This is a genomic window from Rhodoferax sp. GW821-FHT02C08 (assembly GCF_059421805.1).
The window spans coordinates 63903-86005 of sequence record NZ_JBWKVR010000011.1; the positions used below are offsets into that span (position 1 = coordinate 63903).

General features: G+C 56.6%; 14 protein-coding genes and 1 pseudogene. 6 read left to right on the forward strand and 9 right to left on the reverse strand.

Annotated features, from left to right (window positions below; genetic code table 11):
- Positions 1–6: 6 nt before the first annotated feature.
- The 6 genes from AC07VY_RS14895 to AC07VY_RS14920 all read right to left on the reverse strand — a co-directional run bounded on the left by AC07VY_RS14895 (position 7) and on the right by AC07VY_RS14920 (position 10571).
- Positions 7–2475, reverse strand: a complete 2469-nt coding sequence (locus tag AC07VY_RS14895; RefSeq protein WP_495097799.1) for a methyl-accepting chemotaxis protein — start codon at positions 2473–2475, stop codon at positions 7–9.
- Between the two features lie 85 nt (positions 2476–2560).
- The gene (locus AC07VY_RS14900; protein WP_495097800.1) at positions 2561–4768 is read right to left on the reverse strand and encodes a chemotaxis protein CheA; all 2208 of its coding nucleotides are present in this window, start codon (positions 4766–4768) and stop codon (positions 2561–2563) included.
- Between the two features lie 4 nt (positions 4769–4772).
- The gene (locus AC07VY_RS14905) at positions 4773–5096 is read right to left on the reverse strand and encodes an STAS domain-containing protein (protein WP_495097801.1); all 324 of its coding nucleotides are present in this window, start codon (positions 5094–5096) and stop codon (positions 4773–4775) included.
- Between the two features lie 35 nt (positions 5097–5131).
- Complete coding sequence (locus AC07VY_RS14910) at positions 5132–5500, reverse strand: response regulator (RefSeq protein ID WP_495097802.1); 369 nt, start codon at positions 5498–5500, stop codon at positions 5132–5134.
- A gap of 9 nt (positions 5501–5509) precedes the next feature.
- Entirely contained in the window at positions 5510–6679 is a 1170-nt protein-coding gene (locus tag AC07VY_RS14915; protein WP_495097803.1) for a methyl-accepting chemotaxis protein, read from the reverse strand.
- A gap of 247 nt (positions 6680–6926) precedes the next feature.
- Positions 6927–10571, reverse strand: coding sequence for a PAS domain-containing protein (locus tag AC07VY_RS14920; protein ID WP_495097804.1), 3645 nt, complete (start codon positions 10569–10571; stop codon positions 6927–6929).
- Between the two features lie 412 nt (positions 10572–10983).
- Here AC07VY_RS14920 and AC07VY_RS14925 point away from each other — a divergent pair, with 412 nt between their 5' ends.
- Positions 10984–12558, forward strand: coding sequence for a PAS domain-containing sensor histidine kinase (locus tag AC07VY_RS14925; protein ID WP_495097805.1), 1575 nt, complete (start codon positions 10984–10986; stop codon positions 12556–12558).
- Positions 12555–13184, forward strand: coding sequence for a response regulator (locus AC07VY_RS14930; RefSeq protein ID WP_495097806.1), 630 nt, complete (start codon positions 12555–12557; stop codon positions 13182–13184). Before AC07VY_RS14925 ends, AC07VY_RS14930 begins: the two co-directional genes overlap by 4 nt.
- 441 nt (positions 13185–13625) lie before the next feature.
- Here the strand turns inward: AC07VY_RS14930 and AC07VY_RS14935 are convergent, their stop codons facing one another.
- The gene (locus tag AC07VY_RS14935; RefSeq protein ID WP_495097898.1) at positions 13626–13838 is read right to left on the reverse strand and encodes a hypothetical protein; all 213 of its coding nucleotides are present in this window, start codon (positions 13836–13838) and stop codon (positions 13626–13628) included.
- A gap of 54 nt (positions 13839–13892) precedes the next feature.
- Positions 13893–14639: an SDR family NAD(P)-dependent oxidoreductase gene (locus AC07VY_RS14940; protein ID WP_495097807.1), complete on the reverse strand. Its 747-nt coding sequence runs from the start codon at positions 14637–14639 to the stop codon at positions 13893–13895.
- Positions 14640–15140: 501 nt separating this feature from the next.
- Between AC07VY_RS14940 and AC07VY_RS14945 the strand changes: the two are divergent.
- A pseudogene (locus tag AC07VY_RS14945) lies at positions 15141–15301 on the forward strand (3-oxoadipyl-CoA thiolase); the annotation flags it as partial.
- Between the two features lie 338 nt (positions 15302–15639).
- Here the strand turns inward: AC07VY_RS14945 and AC07VY_RS14950 are convergent.
- Positions 15640–17097, reverse strand: coding sequence for an efflux transporter outer membrane subunit (locus AC07VY_RS14950; RefSeq protein WP_495097808.1), 1458 nt, complete (start codon positions 17095–17097; stop codon positions 15640–15642).
- Between the two features lie 99 nt (positions 17098–17196).
- Between AC07VY_RS14950 and AC07VY_RS14955 the strand changes: the two genes are divergently transcribed.
- The 3 genes from AC07VY_RS14955 (at position 17197) to AC07VY_RS14965 (ending at position 22070) form a co-directional block, all read left to right on the forward strand.
- Positions 17197–17814 (forward strand): TetR/AcrR family transcriptional regulator, encoded by a 618-nt coding sequence (locus tag AC07VY_RS14955; protein WP_310372618.1) that lies wholly within the window; start codon positions 17197–17199, stop codon positions 17812–17814.
- An 84-nt stretch (positions 17815–17898) separates the two neighbouring features.
- Positions 17899–19005 (forward strand): efflux RND transporter periplasmic adaptor subunit, encoded by a 1107-nt coding sequence (locus AC07VY_RS14960; protein ID WP_495097809.1) that lies wholly within the window; start codon positions 17899–17901, stop codon positions 19003–19005.
- Positions 19002–22070 carry an efflux RND transporter permease subunit gene (locus AC07VY_RS14965; protein WP_495097810.1) on the forward strand — a complete coding sequence of 1023 codons (3069 nt, stop codon included), beginning with the start codon at positions 19002–19004 and terminating at the stop codon, positions 22068–22070. Before AC07VY_RS14960 ends, AC07VY_RS14965 begins: the two co-directional genes overlap by 4 nt.
- The last annotated feature ends 33 nt before the right edge of the window (positions 22071–22103 follow it).

Genomic DNA, 22103 nt, shown 5'->3' on the forward strand with positions numbered 1-22103 from the left:
TGTTACTCAAAAATGCACGAAGCTGGCTTCGTTGACCGCTGCATTCTTGGTTGCAGTAGCTTTGCTGCTCAGACGGACTGAAGGCGCTCTGGACGCAATGGCTGCTCTGGGTGTGGTCACAGCCTTCATCTGGCCACCCTCCACCTTGAAGAAGCCCATCGCTTCCTGCAGCTGTGCCGCCTGACCGCTCATCTCTTCCGCTGTGGCCGCCAGCTCTTCACTGCTGCTGGCGTTCTGCTGGGTGATCTGGTTGAGTTGTTCCATGGCGGCGTTGATCTGGCCCACGCCCGTGGATTGCTCGCTGGATGCCGCGGCTATCTCCTGCACCAGCTCGGATGTCTTGCCAATCGCGGGCACGATGGCGTCGAGCAGCTTGCCAGCGCTCTCAGCCTTGTCCACGCTGCCGCTAGCCAATTCGCTGATTTCCTGCGCCGCCACCTGGCTGCGCTCGGCCAGCTTGCGTACTTCGGCGGCCACCACAGCAAAGCCTTTGCCATGTTCACCCGCACGTGCCGCCTCGATTGCGGCATTCAGTGCCAAGAGGTTGGTCTGGTAGGCGATGTCATCGATGATGCCGATCTTGCCCGCGATGCTCTTCATCGCTGCCACGGTGTCTTTCACGGCGGCTCCACCCTCCACCGCCTGTTTGGCCGCTTGCGAAGCCATGCCGTCTGTGACCTTGGCGTTGTCGGTGTTTTGGTTGATGCTGGCGCTCATCTGTTCGATGGAAGAACTGGTTTCCTCCACACTCGCTGCTTGTTCACTGGTGGCCTGGCTCATGCTCTGCGCCGTGGTTGAGACTTGTTCGCTGGCCGAAGCAATGCTGCTAGCTGCTGCGTTGACTTCACCGATAACTTGGGAGAGCTTGGCCACCGTGTTGTTGAGGGCTTGCTTAACCTGATCGAAAGCACCTTCGTAGTCGCGGGTCACGACCTGCGTCAGGTCACCATGCTCCAACGCCTGCGCCACCTGGATGGTATCTTTGAACGCGGTGTCAACCGTGTCGGAGAGCTGGTTGAGCAGTTCGGAGAGTTCCTTTGTAAAGCCCGCCTTGCCTTCCAAGAGCATCTTGGTACTGAAGTCTCCCATGTTGGCCGAGGCAACCATGTTCTGAATTTCACCAACAATGCCCTTGAGGTTGCCGCGCAACTGCTCGATGGTGTGATTGATGAACACTTTCTTGCCAGGCAACGTCTCCATGGGAGCATCAAGGTTACCTTCACCAAACGCCTTGACGCAGGCCATGGCCTTTTTCTTCACTTCAATGTGTCCAAATACCATGGTATTGACACCCTTGGCCATCAATGCAAAGTCATTCTTGAACTTGCCCTCGTCGATCTTGACATCAATGTCGCCCTTGTCGTGTTCGGTAGACATATGGTTCATCTCGGCAATCAGTCCCTTAAGATTGCCGCGTATCTGCTCAATGGTGTCGTTGATGAATGCCTTCTTGCCAGGCAGCTTCTCCATCGGTGCATCAAAATTGCCTACACCGAATTCCTGGATGCAAGCCATGGCTTTCTTCTTGACCGCAACGTGGCCGAAGACCATGGTGTTCACGCCTTCGGCCATGACCTTGAAAGAGCCACCAAACTTGGCGCCGTCCATTGCCACATCAATGTCGCCCTTGTCGTGTTCGGCAGACATATGGTTCATCTGTGCGATCAAGCCTTGCAGCGTGTCCGACATGTTCTTCATCGCCGCCATCAAGCTGCCGCGGTCACCGGCCTGGAGTTCGACCTTAGCGCTCAGATCGCCTGCAGCAATCTGGTTGGCAATGGCTGTCACCGCATCCGGCTCACCACCCAACTGGCGCAGTAAGGCTCGTGTGACCGCGAACCCGATGATGCCGACCGCAGCCAACGTGAGGGCAGAAACTAATAGCGCGAGATTGAGCGCATGGGCCTTGGTAGCCGCTGCCTCATCGGAACCCTTCTTTCCCAGATCCACGTTGTATTGGAACTGATCGTCGATGACCGCACCCAACTTATCGGCAACGGGACGACTTTTGTCTATGAGGGCACGAGCCTTTGCCAGGCCGGCCTCTCCTTTGCGGGACTCCACCAGGATAGGTTCAATATGGGACTCGTATTCCGCAAACAAGCTGCTCACCTGGCGCAGCAGCTCCTTGTCCTTATCGTCGCAAATACACGACCCTCCCAAGCAACCATCCTTCTCATACCTCTTGATATCATCGTGAACACCTTCGATATTCTTTTTGAGGCTGGCCTCAAGCTCAACCATCTTCTCATCGTCGGTATTCAGAACATGTCGGGCTACCATCAGGCGGGTGCGCAAAACATTCCGGCGTAAGTCGTCCAAAATGACCAGGCTCGGCACTGTATTGGCGTTGGCGTAATTGGCAGCCTCATACACCTTGTCAACCTGCTGCTGACCTAGACCAGTTAGCACCGCAATGCCAAGCAGCGCAGAGCCGGCCAACAGAATCATTTTTTTTGCAACGGTAAGTTTCATTTAATTGCCTTTTGAAATTTTTATTCACGCCTAATGCATGCAGCGCAATAGATATAGGCGGAAGAAGCTATTAATTTGATAGCAATTAGCGATTCAAGGCCAGCACACGTCCCCGCTCTTCTGCTGGCTCCTCACTGGTCACCACCTGGCGCATCAAACCGGGCACGTCCAGAATCAAGGCCACTTCGCCGCTACCCAGAATAGTGAAGCCACCGATACCCCGGATCTGTTGCAGCACCTTACCCAATGGTTTGATGACGGTCTGGTATTCGCCCATGAGCTTGTCCACCACCAGCCCAACTTTGTGGTCTCCGTAGCGCACGATCACGATGCTCTCACGGCGTACGGGCTCGCCCACCACCTCAAAGTGCTCGCGCAGGCGGCAGTAGGGCAGCACTTCACCGCGCAGATTGAGGTAGCGCTTTTCGCCGCTGTCGCGCTCTACGTCACTGAGCTCGATGCATTCGACCACCATGTCTAGCGGAATGACATAAGCAGCATTACCCACCCCCACCAGAAAGCCGTCAATGATGGCCAGGGTGAGTGGTAGGCGGATGCGTACCGTGCTGCCTTGACCTTCGGTGCTGTCCAGCTCTATCGTGCCGCGCAAATCGGTGATATTGCGGCGCACCACGTCCATGCCGACACCGCGTCCGGACAAGTTGCTAACCGTATCGGCGGTGGAGAAACCAGCCTCGAAAATAAGGTTGTGTATTTCTTTATCACTCAGATTTTGACCTTCGGTGATCAGCTCGCGTTCCAGGGCCTTCTTAAGAATTCGCTCCTTGTTCAGGCCACCGCCATCATCTGCGACTTCGATCACTATGCTGCCTGCATCGTGGTATGCATTGAGTTTGAGCATGCCCTTGGGTGATTTACCGCGCGCCAGGCGGACCTCGGCCGATTCAATACCGTGGTCCATCGAGTTGCGCACCAGATGGGTGAGCGGATCGCCAATGCGCTCGACCACGGTTTTGTCGAGCTCGGTATCGGCTCCACTGATGACCAGTTCAATGTCCTTACCCAGCTCTTTTCCGACATCACGAACCACGCGCTGAAATCGGCTGAAGGTAGCGCCAATCTGCACCATACGCAAATTGAGCGCGGAGTCACGCACCTCTTCCACCAACCTGGAAAGAGTGGCTGTAGCTTCCAGCAAGTCAGGAAACCCTGCACGTTGAGCCGCGAGGCTGGCACCGGCTCCGGCAATGATGAGTTCACCTACGAGATTGATCAGGGCGTCAAGCTTGTCTGCATCCACCCGGATAAGGTTGGCTTCGGCGACCTTGCTGTTTTTACGCTGTTTTTGTTTTTCCAGCGCGGCGTCTACTACCGGTGGCTGCACCATGTGTTCGCCTATCAGCACTTCGCCAATCGGGCGCTGGGTTTGGCCCGGCATTTGGCCCTGGGCCTTTTGTATGCGTAGTGCGGTATCCAACTCATTCTGCGTCAATGTGCCGCAGCGTACCAACATATCGCCGAGCAGGATGTCTTGCTCCTGTGGCAGCTCAAAGATCAGGTTTGAGTACTCTGTAATCTTGCTGTGTGGTGGAAGGATACGGATGCGGCAATCTTCACGCACAAACTCAAACACGCCTTCGATGGCCGCCTTGTCGACCTGGCTCTTGAAGCCAATCTCGAATCCAAGATAACAGCTTTCAGGGTCCATCTCGACAGCGGGTGGAATCCCACTTGTCAACGTGACGATATGAACAATTTCCCCCAGTGTTCCAAGGTAACGGATGAAGGACAGCGGGTCCATACCGTTCTTCAGCACATCCCGTCCAAAGCGCAGCGACAGGTGCCAATGGTCGGTTTCCACCTCGCCTCCTCCCTGGGCGGTATATGGCAGCACGTATTCAGCAGGCACAGCGGCGGCAGGAGTTACATCCACCGCAAGCTCGTCATCTAAATACGAACCCAGCTGTTCAATCAAGGACAGACCTTGCTCAGCGACTGGCCCAGCAAGCTCGCCGCCCATAGCGATGTTGTCCACCAGTGCACTCATATGGTCGCCACTTTGGAGCAGCAACGCCACCAGTTCCGGGCTTACCAGCAGTTCATTGCTACGCACCCTATCGAGCACGCTCTCGGCCACATGGGTAAAGGCGACGATGCCGTCCAACCCAAACAAACCAGCCGAGCCTTTAATGGTATGTGCTGCACGAAAAATAGCGTTAATGGTGTCGGCATCGTCCGGGGTTTGCTCAATGCACAACAACGCCTCTTCCATATGCTCCAGCAGGTCACGGCATTCGGCGATAAAGGTCTGTAATGCGTCGTCGAAATTCATGTTGTTATTTCTGTGGATAGACCAGAACGTTGTCGCCAAAAAAGCCTTCAAGCTCGCAGAGGTCCAATACATCCAGTACCGCCGGGCTATGACTGGTAATACTCAGGGTCTTATTGCGCACCGCCGCTTCGGTCTTGAGCATGAGCAGCAGCTGCAAGCCAGCGGAGTCGATTTCGCTGACGCCAACCAAGTTCATCTCTACGGTCTCGCACTGTGCCAACGAGAGCAGGAGCTTGTCTTTCAACTCCATAGCGTTGTAGATCGTCATCTCACCGACTATGGTGATGCGGGATAGGCCGTCCGCGGCAAGTTCCACGGTCACTTCCATGCAGAGCTCCTCAGGATGGGATGGCTGCATGCCGCTCAGGGCAAGATCAGTTTCGCGACTGCGGCCAGCATTTGCGCGGGCTGAAAGGGTTTGACCACCCATGCCCTTGCTCCTGCAGCCTGGCCTGCCATTTTTTTAGCTTCACCCGCTTCGGTGGTCAACATGATGATGGGTGTAAATTTGTAGGCAGGCAACTTCTTGACTTCGGTGACAAAGGTAATGCCGTCCATATTGGGCATGTTGACGTCACTGATGATGAGGTGAACTTTCTGACCCTTGAGTTTGCCCAGGGCATCACGGCCATCACAGCCTTCAATGACATCGTAGCCAGCCCCCTTGAGGGCAATACTGACAACTTGCCGCAAAGAGGCGGAGTCATCCACAATCAAAATGGTCTTGGCCACATCTATCTCCTAGAAAAAAGTAATTTCGGTTGAACTTGCTGGAGCCTGTCCGCTACCGCCACTGTGCGCCGCATACTGCTCCTGCGTGGTGTACGTACTGGCGAGCGCTTCCAGCCAGGCGACGGAATCCACGGGCTGCGGGATGACGCCTACGGCGAGATTTTTTGCGCTCTCGTCCAGCGCGACGCTCAGCTTGTCCTGGTCGTTCCGGACATGGCTGAGCATCTGGCTGACACGGTCCTGGAACTGGAGCGCCACCAGCACTTCGCTGATCTCACCCTGGATGAGTTGACTCTCCTGGCGCAATACCTGGGCAGATTCGTCCAGGTCGGTCGCCGTGCCACGAAACTGCCCCAGTACCCGCTCGATCACCCCTTCCGAATGGGACACCATCTGCGCATCCTGCTCAGCGTATTGGTTGGATATCTTGAGCGTGTTAGCTATCGCCTTATTGACTGTTTCAACGGTGTCAGCGATCCGCTTTCCAGTTTCGCCTGACTGCTGGGACAGCATGCGCACCTCCGTGGCGACCACGGCAAAACCACGCCCCACTGCGCCAGCACGCGCCGCCTCAATGGCGGCATTGATAGCCAATAAATTGGTCTGCTGGGCGATGGCGCCTACGTCTTTCGCCATTTGCTGGAGCGCTTCGGTAAAGCGGGAAAGTCCTTGCACCTCGTGTAGAAGCTCGTCTTTTTCCTTGAGACTGAGGCGAAGTGAGGCGACGATGGAGTTGAGTTCGGTCTGACTGGCGATCAAAAGTGTCACGATGCTTTTGGTTGCACCGTCACCATCCGCGCTGACGTGTGATGCGCATACCGCGGCTTCGAGGCGCTGGGACAGGTTCGCAAAGCGGGTTGCCAAATCATTGATGCCTTGCTCGGTCTGGTCACGCGCCATCTCGATCTGGCTCGACCAGATGGGCAGGACTTCCATGCACAGCTGCTTCAAGCCATCAATAGACTGGGCCCGAATCTTTGTCTGCTGGTACCGATTCACCGCTTTGCTTAGCCGGACCGCCCACCAAGCCGAAACAACCGTGACCACGGCTACGCCAGCCGTCAGAACCAGCGGCGAGATGCCGGCAGGTGCCCAAGGGGCGATTACACCTACAGCACCACACAAAAAACAGGGCAGCATCGCCTTGTAATAACCACGCCCACTTACCTTCATTCGCATGCTCGTCCAGTCCCCGTTACCTTACGTGGTCGTTTAGTGGGGCTGTCGGACAACCCCCAAATGCGGAGGATGAACGAACTCAAAAGAATGCGCTATCAGGCACTCTTGATTTGAGTGTAAGGAAATGCTTAGGAAATATCAGGGCATTCCAAATGATGGGCTTACATCACCAAGGAAACCTTCGAATCAGACCTGCCGGCTCCCCATCAGCAGCGATTAGCAGGATCATCCCGTCATGCTGTGGACTTTACGCCCGACACGGAACACAGATCTTCACCACGGTGCCCATGCTGGGTGCGGAGTCAATCGAGAGTTCTCCGCCCAAATGACGCGCCTGCTCGGATAAACCTATCAGGCCAAAAGCTTTTTCAGAGCGCGGTGCACTTGTGTCGAAGCCGCAGCCATTGTCTCGGATTGTCAGGCAGCAGAGATCAGAGCTAGCTTGGAACAACATATGGACCCGCGTCGCGACAGCATGCAGAACCACGTTAATCAGGACTGCCTGCGCAGCACGAAACAAGAAGACGGATACCTCTCCGCACAGCTGAATATCCTCCTGCAGATCCAGCTCGAACTGCAGCCCAATGCCCTTGAAATCATCGCTCAGCCAGCGCAGCGCAGGGATCAGCCCCAAATCAAGCACGGTAGGGCGCAGCATTGAAACAATATCCCGAATGCGGGCAATGCTGCTATTCGCGATTCCACGCATCGCGGATAACAGGCTGACGTCACCACTCATCTCAAACAATGCAAGGTTCATGCGTAGCGCCGAGAGATTCTGGGCCAAATCTTCGTGAATTTGGTGGGCTAGGTCCTGACGTTCTTTTTCATGCTCCGTTTCCTGGTGCGCCGCCAACGCGCGCAGGATATCGTGAGACTTGCGCAAACGCTCCTCGGCTTGCTTAAGAGTGGAAACATTGCGCCCGACCGCAAGTACGCTCATCACCCGTCCAGTGGTGTCGAATTCAGGATTGACACGGATATGAAAACAGACAGGAACGTCCTCTTGACGCCAGTTCAGTTCCAATTCGCCGACTTGTGCGCTGTCAATCACCCGCCGGACCAAGTCGCTGTAGGTGCTGGCAACATCCACTGGAAAGGGGAAGTATTCGGCCATGGTCTTGCCCAGGAGTTCTGCACTGGGCACGCCCGATACACCCGAATAGGACGGATTGCAGTAGATGCGACGACCTTCTACATCGTAGCGGACGATGACGTCGGGAGAGTTTTCGACCAGGGAGCGAAACTCACTTTCCCGACGGACCAGCTCGGACTCAAGGCGCTTACGTTCGGTGACATCCCGCCCGATACCCAACACGCCAACGGCCTCACCATTGGATGCGTACAAAGGCACCTTGCGAGTTTCGAGTAGTGCCCGACGACCATCGTCTGCCATGGTGACCCATTCTTCGTTCAAGCAAACACAACCCGCTTCCATTGCCGCCCTATCCTTACTGCGGAAGAAGTCGGCTAACGTGGAATCAACGAATTCATAATCGGTCTTACCAATAATGTCCGCCTCTGGTGCACCAAAAAAACGCTCGAATGCATGGTTACACACAAGATACCGCCCTTCCACATCCTTCAGCCAGACGAGGTCGGGAATACTCTGAAGCACACCGAGCAAACGGTTGCGGGCTTCCTCAAGAGCACGTTCGGTATTCTTGCGTTCGCTAATATCTCGCGAAAGCAGGATGAAACGAGGACTATCCGCTTGGGGGTGGGCTTTCCTGGAAATGGACAATTCAAACCAGTGCTCGCCATCAGGAAGTGCTAGGCGCATGACCTGACCATAAGACGTACCGGTCTCATGCGCTTCGCGCAGAGCCGCCATGACGACCGCTGTCGCATCAGGAGCCAGAACTTCGGCGCAAGTGCGCCCAAGCAAAAGTTCTTTGCGCTGCGCCAATAACTCAGGGGTGTGCGCCCATACCTGAAGGTAGGTGCCGTTTATATCCGTTTCAAACAGCAAATCAGGAAGGGCCTGCAAGGTGGCCTTCCAATCGGCGCTCAGATTACGGATGGTTTGCTCGGCCTTCGCGCGTTCACTCACATCACGCCCAATGGTCAGCACGCCGACGATCTGATCATCGTCGTACTCAGCGACCATGCGGACATGGTGAACACGGATTTCGCCGTTGGGGTGCGAAACTGGAAGCTCCAACTCGGCAGGCTCGCCCGTGGCCATGACACATTCAAGCAGGCTCCGGTATGCAGCCGTCTCGCCGACGTCACAAACCGTGTTGCCCCGTGCCGGTAGGAGGTCCGCGGCAACACCCGATGCCATTGCCGGATTGGCGTACTGCACGCGTAGTTGGTGGTCGTAGCGAACAATGTGGTCAGGCAGGTTCTCGGCCAGGGTACGGAATTCCCGCTCGCGTATAGCGAGCACCTGTTCCATGCGCTTGCGCTCGGTAATTTCCAGCGCAATGCCATGCCAAAGGAGACCACCGTTGGCTTCGCGCTCGGGGGTGCAGCGCGTCTCCAGCCAGCGCTCCGGCCAACCAGGGCGCCGCACGCGATACTCCACCTGGATCGGCGCCATCGTGTAGGCTGCATCCGCATAGGCGCTCTTAACCCGGTGCAGGTCTTCGAGGCTCGTCATTTTCAGCAGTGATGCTATGTCGTCCCGTACATCTGCGGGCTGCAGTCCATAAAGTTCATTAATGCCAGCGCTGGCGAAGGGCATACTGAAATGGCCTTCGGGCGAGACGCGCAGGGAATAGGCAAAACCGGGCATCTTGAACAAAAACCGGGACATCCGGCGCTCGGCATCGCGCACCGCTGTGATATCGCGGGCCAGGGTCAGCACGGATTCCACCTGCCCCTCTGCACCCCACTCGGGTACCAGAAGCATGTGGTAATCGTGGTGCCGACCGTCCCGGTCGACATAGTCAAGGTCGGTATATGCGGACTCGCCGCTGTCGAATACCTGGTGGATCGCTTGCATCAGGTTCTGGCTTTGCTCGGAAACCAGTAGCGCACCATCAGCGGGTGAACTGCCGACTAACTCTTCGACCGGCCTATCGGTCATTCTGCCGACTACCGGATTCATATACAGGCGGCGACAGCCCCGGTCGTAACGGCAGATGAAATCAGGCGAGTTTTCCGCCAGTGTGCGGAAACTGCGTTCACGCACGGCCAGTGCGTCTTCCAGATTGCGGTGTTCGGTGACATCGCGCATGATCGAAAGCACGCCCACCACGGAACCATCAGCGGCAAACTCCGGGCCAAAATGATTCTGAAAGTGTATGAGCCGACCATCCGGTGCCCAGTATTCCACTTCGCCCACAATCGACAACCCGGTGGCGAGAACATGGCGGATATCCCGCAGCAACTTCTCGTTCTCCAGCACGGTGGCAAGTGGCGCGTCTTGGGGGGTATACCCCACCAATTGAGCCGACTTCTTGCCGGTAATGCGCTCTACCGCCGGGCTGGCATAGGTACGGCGGCCATCGCTGTCGTAACGGAAAATGGGGTCAGGCAGATTCTCGACCAGCGTGCGAAAGCCCTGTTCGCTACGCCGCAACTCTACTTCCATGCGTTGACGCTCTATAACCCAGTCACTTAAGCGCCAAAGTTCCAGAATCGGCGGCAAAGCCGGCGACTGAATGCCCCCTTCGGTTGACAGCGCATCCAGATATGCAGTAACGCGCCCCGTATACCGGACGATTGCAACATACAACAGCCACATGCTCAAACCGGGTAGGGCTACAAGCCCGAGCAGCGCGACCATGCCGCCAGTGGAACGAGAAAACAAGAAGACGCATATCACCAGAGCAAGCGCCACTAGCCCGATGCCAAGCGCCAGCATGGAAAAAACGAAAGCCAAACTCCACAGGCGAGAAGAAGGCCGCGTCGTCATGATCAGTTCGTCTTCTTCTTGAAACAAAGATTGGATGGATTGTAAGGATTCCAAACCCAGTTAAAGATCGGAAATCTCGGCGCATAGGTGTCGCGCGCTGGACGATCATATGGCCGCTTGTTGAACAACTTTTAACGAGTCCTAAAAAATTCCGATGCATACCGACCCGCATAGAGCTGGGCGCACATTTTTTAGCATCCGCTTTATGCACGTTGACCACCTTACAGTCGATTGAGCGCAATTGTGTGATTTTTTACAGCTAAAGCAACGCACCAAAAACAGAGAATATACAACTCGCGCGGCGAGTCCTCTGGGAAGAACTCACCCTGTTATCGCTCCGATATACGGGCCACATTAGGCACTTCAAACAATTCGCCACCCTCCGCCATGCTGAAGAATGGATAATTTTCATAATGCTGCCCTCCCAACTCCTACAGGAATGTCCAACCCTCTAGGACGAAGCCGCAGGAGCAATGTTTTACTCGTGTTGTGGTTTTCGTTGACTGGGACCTCTAGCCTTTATGTTTCCAGCTCGGTCCTAGCAAACAGCCAGCATGCATACAACCAATCGCAGGTCAATGTCACTACCAGGCTGACTGATACGAAACAGGCTTACACACGGACCAAACAGGCCGCCTCCATCGCAACCACAAGCGCGTCGGAAATAACCTATCAACGCTCCGTTGAAGCATCCGATCCTGCTGTCGAAGTGGACAAAGAAAAAACGGACACGCGCATGATGGACCCTGCTCAGCGCTACGCAATCGAAAGCAAGCAGCGAGAAGTCGACGAATTGACGCGTCGCAACAAAGAACTAGATGCGGAACTCCGGCAGCGTGTGCTCTACTCTCGCCTGCATTGGACAGCCCTTTGTGGCGGCAGCTTCGCACTCCTCGGTACCTTATATTTTTTTCTGCGCATGCGGCGCTCTCATCGCATGCTGGAAAAGCTCAACATGCAGGTGCAGCGATCCAAAAACCAATTATTGGCTACGCTTGATGCAATCCCAGACCCGTTGTTCGTGTTGGGACTGGATGGTCGATACTACGATTTTCATTCTCCTCGCACCGATTTGCTGGTAGCACCCGCAGAAATTCTCATTGGCAAAACCGTGCGTGATGTACTTCCACCTGATGCTGCAGATATTTGTATGTCAGCATTGAACGAAGCTTATAAAAACGGGGGGTCAACAGGTAAGCAATTTAAATTATCTCTAGCACATGGCACATTCTGGTTCGAACTCTCCGTGTCTCGCAAACCAACATACTCAGGGCAGGAATCGCGTTTCGTCGTCGTCGCCCGCGATATCACCGAGCGCAAACGAATGGAAAGTCACCTTGAGGAATCGCAACGTTTGTTGCGTCAATTAGCGGCCCGCAACGAGTTTGCGAGAGAAGAAGAGCGTAAATTCCTGACGCGCGAAATCCATGACGAAATGGGGCAATATCTTCTGGCATTGCGTATGGGTGTTTCCGTAATAAATCTCCAGTTCGGCGGCGATAACCCCGCGTTACGGGAAAGAACACAACGCTTAATCGCAATGGTGGATTCCACCATCAAAGTAGTTCGCAACGTGGTGACATCGCTACGCCCGGCTGCACTCGATATGGGGATCATACTTGCGCTAGAGTGGCTCGTAGGCGAGTACTCCGAAAAAACGGGACTGCAATGCAATCTGCACATCGCCGATACAGAGATCCATCTAGACGATAAGAGCGCCACTGCCCTCTTTCGCATCGTGCAAGAATCTCTCACCAACATCGGAAGACATGCTCAAGCCGACCAAGTAAAGGTGACCTTGAAACGCAATGCAGGCAACTACCTACTTGAGGTGCGGGACAATGGCCAAGGCTTTGATCCGGCCATACGCAAAGAAAAATCATTTGGCCTACTCAGCATCCGGGAGCGAGCACTTATGCTGGGGGGGGACCTTTGCATATCAAGCGCCCCAGGCCACGCCACGGCCATACAAGTGCATTTCCCCATTCCTAAAATAATGTATGAAGCAGCATGAAAATATTGATTGCAGATGATCACACCTTGGTACGCGAAGGCTTGAAACAATTATTTGCGTTGAGCAGAGAGGTGGACGTTGTCGCAGAGGCAGTAGACGGCGGGCAAGTGCTTGACGCGGTGCGTGCGGGGGGACTGGATTTAGTATTGCTTGACATGACAATGCCAGGCATCAATGGTGCCGATTTGATAAGTCGCATTCGCGCGCAAGATGGAGCACCGCCAATCTTGGTACTGAGTATGCACAACGAGGCACAAATTGCCCGCAGAGCCTTAACAGCAGGCGCCTCCGGTTATTTGACCAAGGACAGCCACCCTCATATTTTGCTGGCGGCGATGCGCAAAGTTACCTTAGGCGGACGCTTCATCGATCCAGTGTTGGCAGAAAAAATGGTATTCGAAGGCAGTGGCAACACACAGCGACCTCCACATGAGCTACTTTCCGAACGGGAGTTGCATATTCTCAAACTACTGGCACGCGGCCTCAGTGTGAATGAAGCAGCAGCAGAGTTGGCCATTAGCAACAAAACCGTAAGTACCCATAAGGCGCGTTTAATGCAAAAGATGGGATTTCAAAATAACTCGGAAATAGTTCGTTATGCTGTCGAATTCAATTTGATTGAATAGACAACCATGTTCTGATAAAGAACAAGAGAATCCAGAACAAGCCCACATGCAATTCTTAGGCCCTACGAGGGCCGATTCATTTGTATGAAGATACATGCTGCAAACCTCCGCGACAGCTTACTGCCCCGAATCGGCGCATCAGTTTTCAATTCAGTCGCTTGTTCAGCATTGCCCTAAGAAATATACGTTGACCAATCAGCGCTGCCTGCTGCGCGGCGTTGACTTTGAATACCCAAGTTTCTCCGTAGCTTCATGGGTTTCAAGAAGCATTGCAGACACCTCGGCCATCATCACGCGTAGGCCGTTAACACGTTCACGCATATGCTTGTACACCCGAGCTTCGGTCATGCGCGGTAGTCCACCAACACGCGGATCACCTCTTCGATCTGGCGATCGTGACTTGATAGTGGATTCAAGATTTTCAATTTTCCCATGTTGGCGTTACTGAAACCCCTGCGGTGCTCCGGCCAGTACCAGGATGCAGAGAATGCCCGACGAGCGAAATGGCTTTGTGATGACGCCAGGGGATTTTGTGTCCCTCTGCAACTTTAGCGTTTTCGGACTTTCGTAGTCAGAGAGCGCCACGAAGGCAGTGTCCTCCGCGCTTGCAAACAGAAAACATGAACCCTCCCTGCCATCGCTAACGATGTTCAGCTCATTCCAGCTCGGCCATTTGCGGCGGCGCCCAAGGTCAACACTGGCTACTGCTCAAGACGCGGTGAAACCACCATCCGTGGCCAAGACATGCCCCACCACATACGAAGCCTCATCCGAAGCCAGCCAGACCACAGCCTCGGCGACTTCCTCTGGTTTCCCCATGCGCCGCAGTGGCAGGGAGGCGGCCACGGTCGACATGTCCGCGATACCCGACGCCAGCATCATTTCGGTTACCACACGCCCAGGTGCCACTGCGTTAATGCGGATACCGCGCGGCGCACATTCCATGGCAGCCGAACGCATCAGGGAGATCACGGCGGCCTTGGAGGCGGAATACAACGACAGACCCGGATTAGGATTACGCAGACCACTGACCGAGGCATTGATGACGATGCGGCCAGCACCCTGTGCGGCCATAACCGGAACTTGGTATTTCAAGCACAAGAATACCGAGCGCACATTGGCATTAAAGACACTGTCGTACACACTATTGTTTTGCACCTCAATTGGAGCGCGCCGCTCCTGAAAGCCCGCATTGTTGAACGCCACGTCCAGGCTGCCGAAGCACTCCACAGTTGTTTGGATAAGCCGTGCCACATCTTCCTCCCGCGTGACATCTGTTTGTACAAACAGTGATTGCACGCCTAAAGAACGGCACTCGGCAGCCACCATCCTCCCCTCATGTACACGACGATTAGCGATCACAACCGCCACAGCGCCTTCGTCCGCCATACGGATCGCGGTGGCACGACCAATACCGCTGCCGCCACCCGTGACCAATCCAACGCGTCCCGCCATGCGACCACGCCTCACAGGCAAGCCTTTCTGCTGCTGAAGTTCCTCCATACCAACTCACCCCATTTAGGTCATTGATTTAACTGGTTGCATCGTACAACTAATATCAAGAAAAAGAAAAGAAAATGAAAATTTTCGATTGAGATCCGGTACTTTCTGAATGTGTCTGTGCAGTTTCACGTCAGACAGTGCGCGAACTCGGTTTCATGCAAACAATACTGGTGAGAACCGATTCCCCACCTTCTGCGGCCCACGCTTCCTGGAAGTCAATGGCTTCCGCTCCGCTGGTCGATGTGTGTATTTGGAGGAATTCAGCATCACGCGAATTCAAGCACGAAGTGCAACGCAAAGAAAGAGGGTTGGGTCAAGAGTGAATAGGATGCACTGTTGTGACCGGCCAGCCTCAAACGTTGCACCATTGCCTATACGCACTTGGCCCAAGAAGAACGATGCCAAATCCACCAGCTCAAACGCCAAGGTATCCCTCTGTGCACATAGCAGCAGAACCGGGGAGGCAGCGCCATTGCAATCGATCACCCGCTGAATGCAAGCGCCTCCTAGCCCTCACCGCCATCAACCGCCTACATGCCACAGGTGGGCGCTATGCACTCAGCACTATGTGCATCGGTGCGGACCAAGGCATTGCACTGACTCTTGAAAGAATCTGCTTGGCCTTCGCATCACTATGGACAACCCATACGGCACAGCGACAAGCCATTTCAAAAACTCCCTCAAGGGGCGAGTACACGCCCAAAAGCCAGTGCGATGGCCGCGATGTTAATAACAAAGAACAGTTATTCTGTGCAATTAAAGTCGTCAGCAGTCTCCTAGTATCCATAAGGATTTGCAGCCTTTCAAATTTGAAATAGAGCACAGAGAAGACGTAGACAATTTTTTCTACAGAGGATCGACCGGGAAATTAACTCAGAAGTCTGAGCCACATGTTGTAGCCGTGTGATGAATCATTCACATGCAGATATATTTTTGGTCGACACGTATAGCGCTATCGGGTTGCTACAGTCTCGGATTCCTGGGGGCGCCAGCCGCCGCCGAGCGCCTTGAAGGCCGCAACCGCCGCGCGTGCGGATTCGGTTTGCGCTTGCGCCCACATGTCGGAGGCACGCAGCAGGCTCTCGTCGGCTTGCAGGACTTCGACAATGCTGACCACGCCTTTCTGGTACGCCGCAAACGATACCCCCCGGGCTCGGCTGAACGAATCCACACCCCCAGCCAATATGCCGGCCTGGTCCTCACGTTTTACCAGGGCTGAAAACGCGTTTTCCACATCTTCCGTCGCATGCAGGATGGTCAGCCGATAGCTGGCCAGCGCCTCGGCCTCCCGGCCCTTGGCCAGATCGATCTGCGCGTTGATACGGCCAAAGTCGAACAGGCGCCAGCGCAGGCCCAGCACACCGGCGGCCTGGCTTGCTCCGCTAGTGAACAGGTTGCCGCTGGACACCGATGTTGCGCTGCCTATCAGTCCACTCAACGAGAGCTTGGGGTAATACTCGGCAATCGCCACGCCGATGCGCGCGTTGGACGCAGCGAGGCGGCGTTCGGCCACGATCAGGTCGGGCCGGCGCCGGAGCAGATCGCCCGGCGAGCCGGTGGACGCGATCTGCGGAGCGCTGGGGATAGCGCCTGTATTGGCAAGCTCGGCCCGGTATGTACCGGGCGACTTACCCAGCATTACATCCAGCGCGTTCATCGCGGTATCCAACCCCGCTTCGAGCACTGGTATAGATGCCCGTACCTGGGCCAGAGCGCCTTCGACCTGGCGCACTTGAAGCGCGGCGGCCAGTCCCTTGTTGTAGAGCAGTTGGAGAGTGGACAGCAGGTCTTGCTGTGTCTGCACCTGCTTCCGAGCAATCTCGAGGCGGGTTTGCAGTCCGCGGATGCCTATATAGACATCGGCGGTCTGTGCCGCCACCGCCAGGCGTGTTGCCGCCGCGCCGGCTTCCGATGCCTGGTATTCGGCAACGGCCGCCTCCCGCTCGCGGCGCAGGCCACCGAATAGGTCCAGTTCCCATCCGAGGCCCAGATTGGCCTCATAGGCATTGCCATAACGGTCCAACCCAGGTCTTGCATTCAAGACCTGCCCCAATGGCGTTTCAACCGATTGGTAAGCCCGGGCACCCTGGGCGCTGATGGTGCCGGAAGGCAGCAACGCGGCATTCGCGGCGCCGAGCCCGGCGCGCACCTGGGCGACGCGGGTAGACGCCTGCGCGAGGTCCAGATTCTGCTCCAGTGCCAGCGTGACAAAGCGAGTCAGCTGCGGGTCACCAAAGCCCTCCCACCACACAATCAGGTCAGCTGTCGTGCTGGCATGCCGTTGCGCGACTGCCGTTTCACCCAGGTAGCGATCTGGCATGGGCGTGTCGGGTCGGGCATAGTCCGGCCCGACAGCGCAACCGGCTGAAAGACTGGCGATGGCCAGCATGAGGAGAGTGCGTTTTAGCATGGGCATCTTCCGCTAAGTGGATTGAATAATTGGATTGTGACTATATTACAATATGGTCACTGGTTGTGCAAGTTTACGACAAGGGTTAAGCTGTTGGATATGAATAAAGCAACTACTGCGGCGAGCACGGGGCGCGGCCCGGTCGATCACGATGTGCGGGACCAGATCGTCACCGCGGCCACCGACCACTTCCGCCTGTATGGCTACGAGAAGACGACAGTCTCCGATCTCGCCAAAGCCATCGGGTTTTCCAAGGCCTACATCTACAAGTTCTTTGAATCCAAGCAGGCCATCGGCGAAGTGATTTGTGCAAATTGCCTGCAGCAGATCGAAGCAGATGTCATGGCGGCGGTGGACGGGGCCGACCGCGCCCCCGAAAAGCTGAGGCGTATGTTCAAAGCCGTGGTCGAGTCCAGCCTTCGCCTGTTCTTTGAAAACCGCAAGCTGCATGACATTGCAGCCTCGGCCGCCAGCGAACACTGGGAGGCGGTGCGCGTGTTCGAGGGGCGCATCCAAGCCATTCTGCAAGACATCCTGCGCCAAGGGCGCGAGAGCGAGGAGTTCGAGCGCAAAACGCCGCTGGATGAGACCGCTATGGCCATCCAATTGGTCCTGCGGCCCTACCTGAATCCGGTGTTGCTGCAGCACAGCTTGGATTACGCCGCAGGCGCACCGACCCAACTTTCCAGCTTGGTGCTGCGCAGTCTGTCGCCATAAGAAGACTAAATTCATGGTGACCATTGACAATATTAGTCACTAGAAACACAATGAAATCCTGTTTAGTTTTTTTACGGGATTTCTATGCGCCGCCGCCTCGCTTTCACTGTTCTTGTCTCCGCGTTGCCGTTTGCATTGATCGCATGCAACGAGAAGACGCCACCTGACCCACGCACTGCAGTCCCGCTGGTGCGCGCTGCTAGCGTGCAAAACGCGGCCTCCGCGTCCCGTGCGTTCACCGGCAGCGTTGCCGCCCGGGTGCAAAGCGATATGGGCTTCCGCGTCGCCGGCAAGGTGTTGGAACGGTTGGTGGATGCCGGGCAAGCCGTGAAGCGCGGGCAGCCGCTGATGCGCATCGACCCGGTTGATCTGAAGCTGGCAGTCCATGCGCAGCAGGAGGCGGTCGCTGCCGCCCGGGCGCGGGCACAGCAAACAGCGGAGGACGAGGCTCGCTACCGCGATCTGCGCGGCACCGGTGCCATATCGGCTTCAGCCTACGACCAGATCAAGGCGGCAGCGGATACCGCCAAAGCCCAACTGAATGCGGCGGAAGCCCAGGCCGAAGTTGCGCGCAACGCGAGCCGCTACACCGAACTGCAGGCGGATGCCGATGGTGTCGTCATGGAAACGCTGGTCGAACCCGGCCAGGTCATCAATGTGGGACAGGTGGCGGTACGCCTGGCCCATGCCGGACGCCGCGAAGCCATTGTCCAGCTGCCAGAAACCTTGCGCCCTGCAGTCGGCTCCATCGGCCAGGCCGCGCTTTTTGGCAAAGAAGGTGTGACCGTTCCAACCAAGCTCCGGCAGTTGTCGGATACCGCAGACCGGCAGACCCGCACCTTCGAAGCCAGGTATGTGCTCGAGGGAGAGCTGTCCAACGCCCCCTTGGGTAGCACGGTCACGATCCAGATTCCGGAGGCACAGGCCGCTGTGCAAGACGGTTTGCGGGTACCGATGGGCGCGCTGTTCGATGCAGGCAATGGGCCCGGGGTTTGGGTCATCAAGGGAGAGCCGGCCAAGGTGTTCTGGCGGCCGGTCAAAATCCAGCGTCTGGATGACGATAGTGCCCGCGTCGTGGGCTCGCTCAAGCAGGGTGACAGCATAGTCGCGCTCGGCACGCACCTGTTGCGCGACGGTGAGCAGGTGCGCGTGGCGGGTCAAGGCACCTCCGTTGCGGGAGCGCGGCCATGAGCGAAGGCCGCTTCAACCTCTCCGCGCTGGCTGTACGCGAGCGTTCCATCACCTTGTTTCTGATCTGTCTGATCTCGCTTGCGGGGCTTTTTTCATTCTTCAAGCTGGGGCGGGCAGAAGATCCGTCTTTCACGATCAAGACGATGACCATCGTCACCGCCTGGCCTGGAGCTTCGGCGCAGGAGATGCAGGACCAGGTCACCGAGAAGCTTGAAAAGCGCATGCAGGAATTGCGCTGGTACGACCGTACCGAAACCTTTACGCGGCCTGGTTTAGCCTTCACTATTCTGAACTTGCAGGACAGCACCCCCCCTGCGGAGGTAGAAAAGGAGTTCTACCAGGCCCGCAAGAAGCTCGGCGACGAGGCAGGCAACCTGCCTTCCGGTGTGATCGGACCCATGGTGAACGACGAATATTCGGATGTCACCTTTGGGCTGTACGCACTCAAGGCCAAGGGCGAGCCGCAGCGCTTGCTGGTACGCGATGCAGAGACGCTGCGCCAGCGGCTGCTGCACGTAGCGGGTGTCAAGAAGGTCAACATCATCGGCGAACAGCCTGAGCGCATTTATGTCGAGTTCTCGCATGAACGCCTGGCAACGCTGGGGGTCAGCCCGCAAGATGTGTTCACCGCGCTCAATAGCCAGAATGCCCTGACGCCGGCCGGGTCGGTCGAAACCAAGGGCCCGCAGGTATTCATTCGCCTGGATGGCGCTTTCGATGCACTGCAAAAGATCCGCGATACGCCAGTAGTTGCACAAGGCCGCACACTGAAGCTGTCGGACGTCGCCACCGTCAAGCGTGGTTACGAAGACCCGGCAACCTTCATGGTCCGCAATGGCGGCGAGCCAGCCTTGCTGTTGGGCGTCGTGATGCGTGACGGCTGGAACGGGCTTGATTTGGGCAAGGCGCTGGACAGCGAGATAGGCGCCATCAACGCCGAGATGCCACTGGGCATGGGCCTGACCAAAGTGACGGACCAATCCGTCAACATCAAGTCGGCGGTCGATGAATTCATGGTCAAGTTCTTTGCCGCGCTGCTGGTGGTCATGGTGGTGTGCTTTGTGAGCATGGGCTGGCGCGTCGGCGTCGTGGTCGCCGCGGCCGTACCGCTGACGCTGGCGGTGGTATTCATGGTGATGATGGCAACTGGCAAAAACTTTGACCGCATCACCCTGGGTTCGTTGATTCTGGGGCTGGGCCTGCTGGTGGACGACGCCATCATCGCCATCGAAATGATGGTGGTGAAGATGGAAGAGGGTTACAGCCGTGTTGCCGCCTCCGCCTATGCATGGAGCCACACCGCGGCGCCCATGCTCTCGGGCACGCTGGTGACGGCTGTCGGTTTCATGCCCAATGGTTTCGCACCGTCCTCTGCGGGTGAATACACCAGCAATATGTTCTGGATCGTCGGCATTGCCCTGATCGCGTCCTGGGTGGTGGCTGTGGTTTTCACACCCTACCTGGGCGTGAAGATGCTGCCGGACGTCAAAAAGGTCGAAGGTGGACACGAGGCGCTGTACAACACGCCACGTTACAACCGCTTCCGCCGGATCCTGGGGCAGGTCATCGCCCGCAAATGGCTGGTCGCTGGTTCGGTTGTGGCTCTGTTTGTCCTGTCCGTGCTGGGTATGGGCGTGGTGAAGAAGCAGTTCTTCCCAATCTCCGACCGGCCAGAAGTGCTGGTCGAAGTACAAATGCCCTATGGCACGGCCATCACGCAAACCAGCGATGCTTCGGCGAAGGTGGAAGCCTGGCTGGCCAAGCAAGAGGAAGCCAAGATCGTCACCTCCTACATCGGCCAGGGCGCGCCGCGATTCTTCTTCTCGATGGGGCCGGAGCTTCCTGACCCGTCGTTTGCCAAGATCGTCATCCGTACAGACAACCAGGGCGAGCGCGACGCACTGAAAACCCGGCTGCGCCAGGCCATTGCCGACGGACTGGCCCCCGAGGCACGGGTTCGCGTTACCCAGCTGGTATTCGGCCCGTATTCGCCATTCCCGGTGGCTTACCGTGTGACGGGTCCAGACCCGGAAAAGCTGCGTGGCATAGCTGCCGAAGTGCAACAAGTCATGGCGGCCAGCCCGATGATGCGCACGGTCAACTCTGACTGGGGCACACGTACACCTACGCTGCACTTCCGCTTGCAGCAAGACCGCTTGCAGGCGATGGGGCTGAGCTCGAGCGCGGTAGCGCAACAGCTGCAATTCTTGTTGACCGGTGTGCCAGTGACTGCGGTGCGCGAGGACATTCGTACCGTGCAGGTGGTGGTCCGTTCGGCAGGCGGTATCCGACTCGACCCGGCCAAGATCGGCGACTTCACGCTGGCCGGCGCCAATGGACAACGCATTCCGCTGTCACAAGTGGGTGAGGTGGAAGTGCGCATGGAGGAACCTATCGTGCGCCGGCGCGACCGCGTGCCGACAATCACCGTGCGGGGCGACATTGCCGATGGCTTGCAGCCGCCAGACGTGTCGACCGCCATCACCAAACAACTGCAGCCCATCGTGGACAAGCTGCCGAGTGGCTATCACATAGTGGAGGCTGGCTCCATTGAAGAATCCGCCAAAGCAACCCAAGCCATGTTGCCGCTGTTTCCCCTCATGCTGGCGATCACTTTGCTCATCATCATTTTGCAAGTACGGTCCATGTCCGCGATGGTGATGGTCTTCTTGACCAGCCCATTGGGCCTGATTGGCGTGGTACCAACGCTGTTGCTGTTCCAGCAACCGTTTGGCATCAATGCGCTGGTGGGGCTGATTGCACTATCCGGCATCTTGATGCGCAACACGCTGATTCTCATCGGACAAATCCACCACAACGAGCAGGAGGGGCTGGCGCCGTTTCAAGCAGTCGTCGAGGCCACGGTGCAACGCGCCCGGCCCGTCATCTTGACAGCCTTGGCGGCCATCTTCGCCTTCATGCCGCTGACCCACTCGGTGTTCTGGGGCACGCTGGCTTACACGCTGATCGGCGGCACCCTGGCGGGAACCGTCATGACGCTGGTGTTCCTGCCTGCCATGTACTCCATCTGGTTCAAGATCCGGCCAGTCCCATCGCACCAGTGATTCATCTCTATTCACCCCTATCTATAAAGCCAA

Bases quoted from the DNA above. Each gene is read 5' to 3' on its own strand.
- AC07VY_RS14925 (WP_495097805.1), top strand. From the start codon at position 10,984: ATGTCCAACCCTCTAGGACGAAGCCGCAGGAGCAATGTTTTACTCGTG.
- AC07VY_RS14905 (WP_495097801.1), bottom strand. From the start codon at position 5,096: ATGGAAGTGACCGTGGAACTTGCCGCGGACGGCCTATCCCGCATCACC.
- AC07VY_RS14960 (WP_495097809.1), top strand. From the start codon at position 17,899: ATGCGCCGCCGCCTCGCTTTCACTGTTCTTGTCTCCGCGTTGCCGTTT.
- AC07VY_RS14940 (WP_495097807.1), bottom strand. From the start codon at position 14,639: ATGGCGGGACGCGTTGGATTGGTCACGGGTGGCGGCAGCGGTATTGGT.
- AC07VY_RS14950 (WP_495097808.1), bottom strand. From the start codon at position 17,097: ATGCTAAAACGCACTCTCCTCATGCTGGCCATCGCCAGTCTTTCAGCC.
- AC07VY_RS14955 (WP_310372618.1), top strand. From the start codon at position 17,197: ATGAATAAAGCAACTACTGCGGCGAGCACGGGGCGCGGCCCGGTCGAT.
- AC07VY_RS14895 (WP_495097799.1), bottom strand. From the start codon at position 2,475: ATGAAACTTACCGTTGCAAAAAAAATGATTCTGTTGGCCGGCTCTGCG.
- AC07VY_RS14930 (WP_495097806.1), top strand. From the start codon at position 12,555: ATGAAAATATTGATTGCAGATGATCACACCTTGGTACGCGAAGGCTTG.
- AC07VY_RS14915 (WP_495097803.1), bottom strand. From the start codon at position 6,679: ATGCGAATGAAGGTAAGTGGGCGTGGTTATTACAAGGCGATGCTGCCC.
- AC07VY_RS14965 (WP_495097810.1), top strand. From the start codon at position 19,002: ATGAGCGAAGGCCGCTTCAACCTCTCCGCGCTGGCTGTACGCGAGCGT.
- AC07VY_RS14900 (WP_495097800.1), bottom strand. From the start codon at position 4,768: ATGAATTTCGACGACGCATTACAGACCTTTATCGCCGAATGCCGTGAC.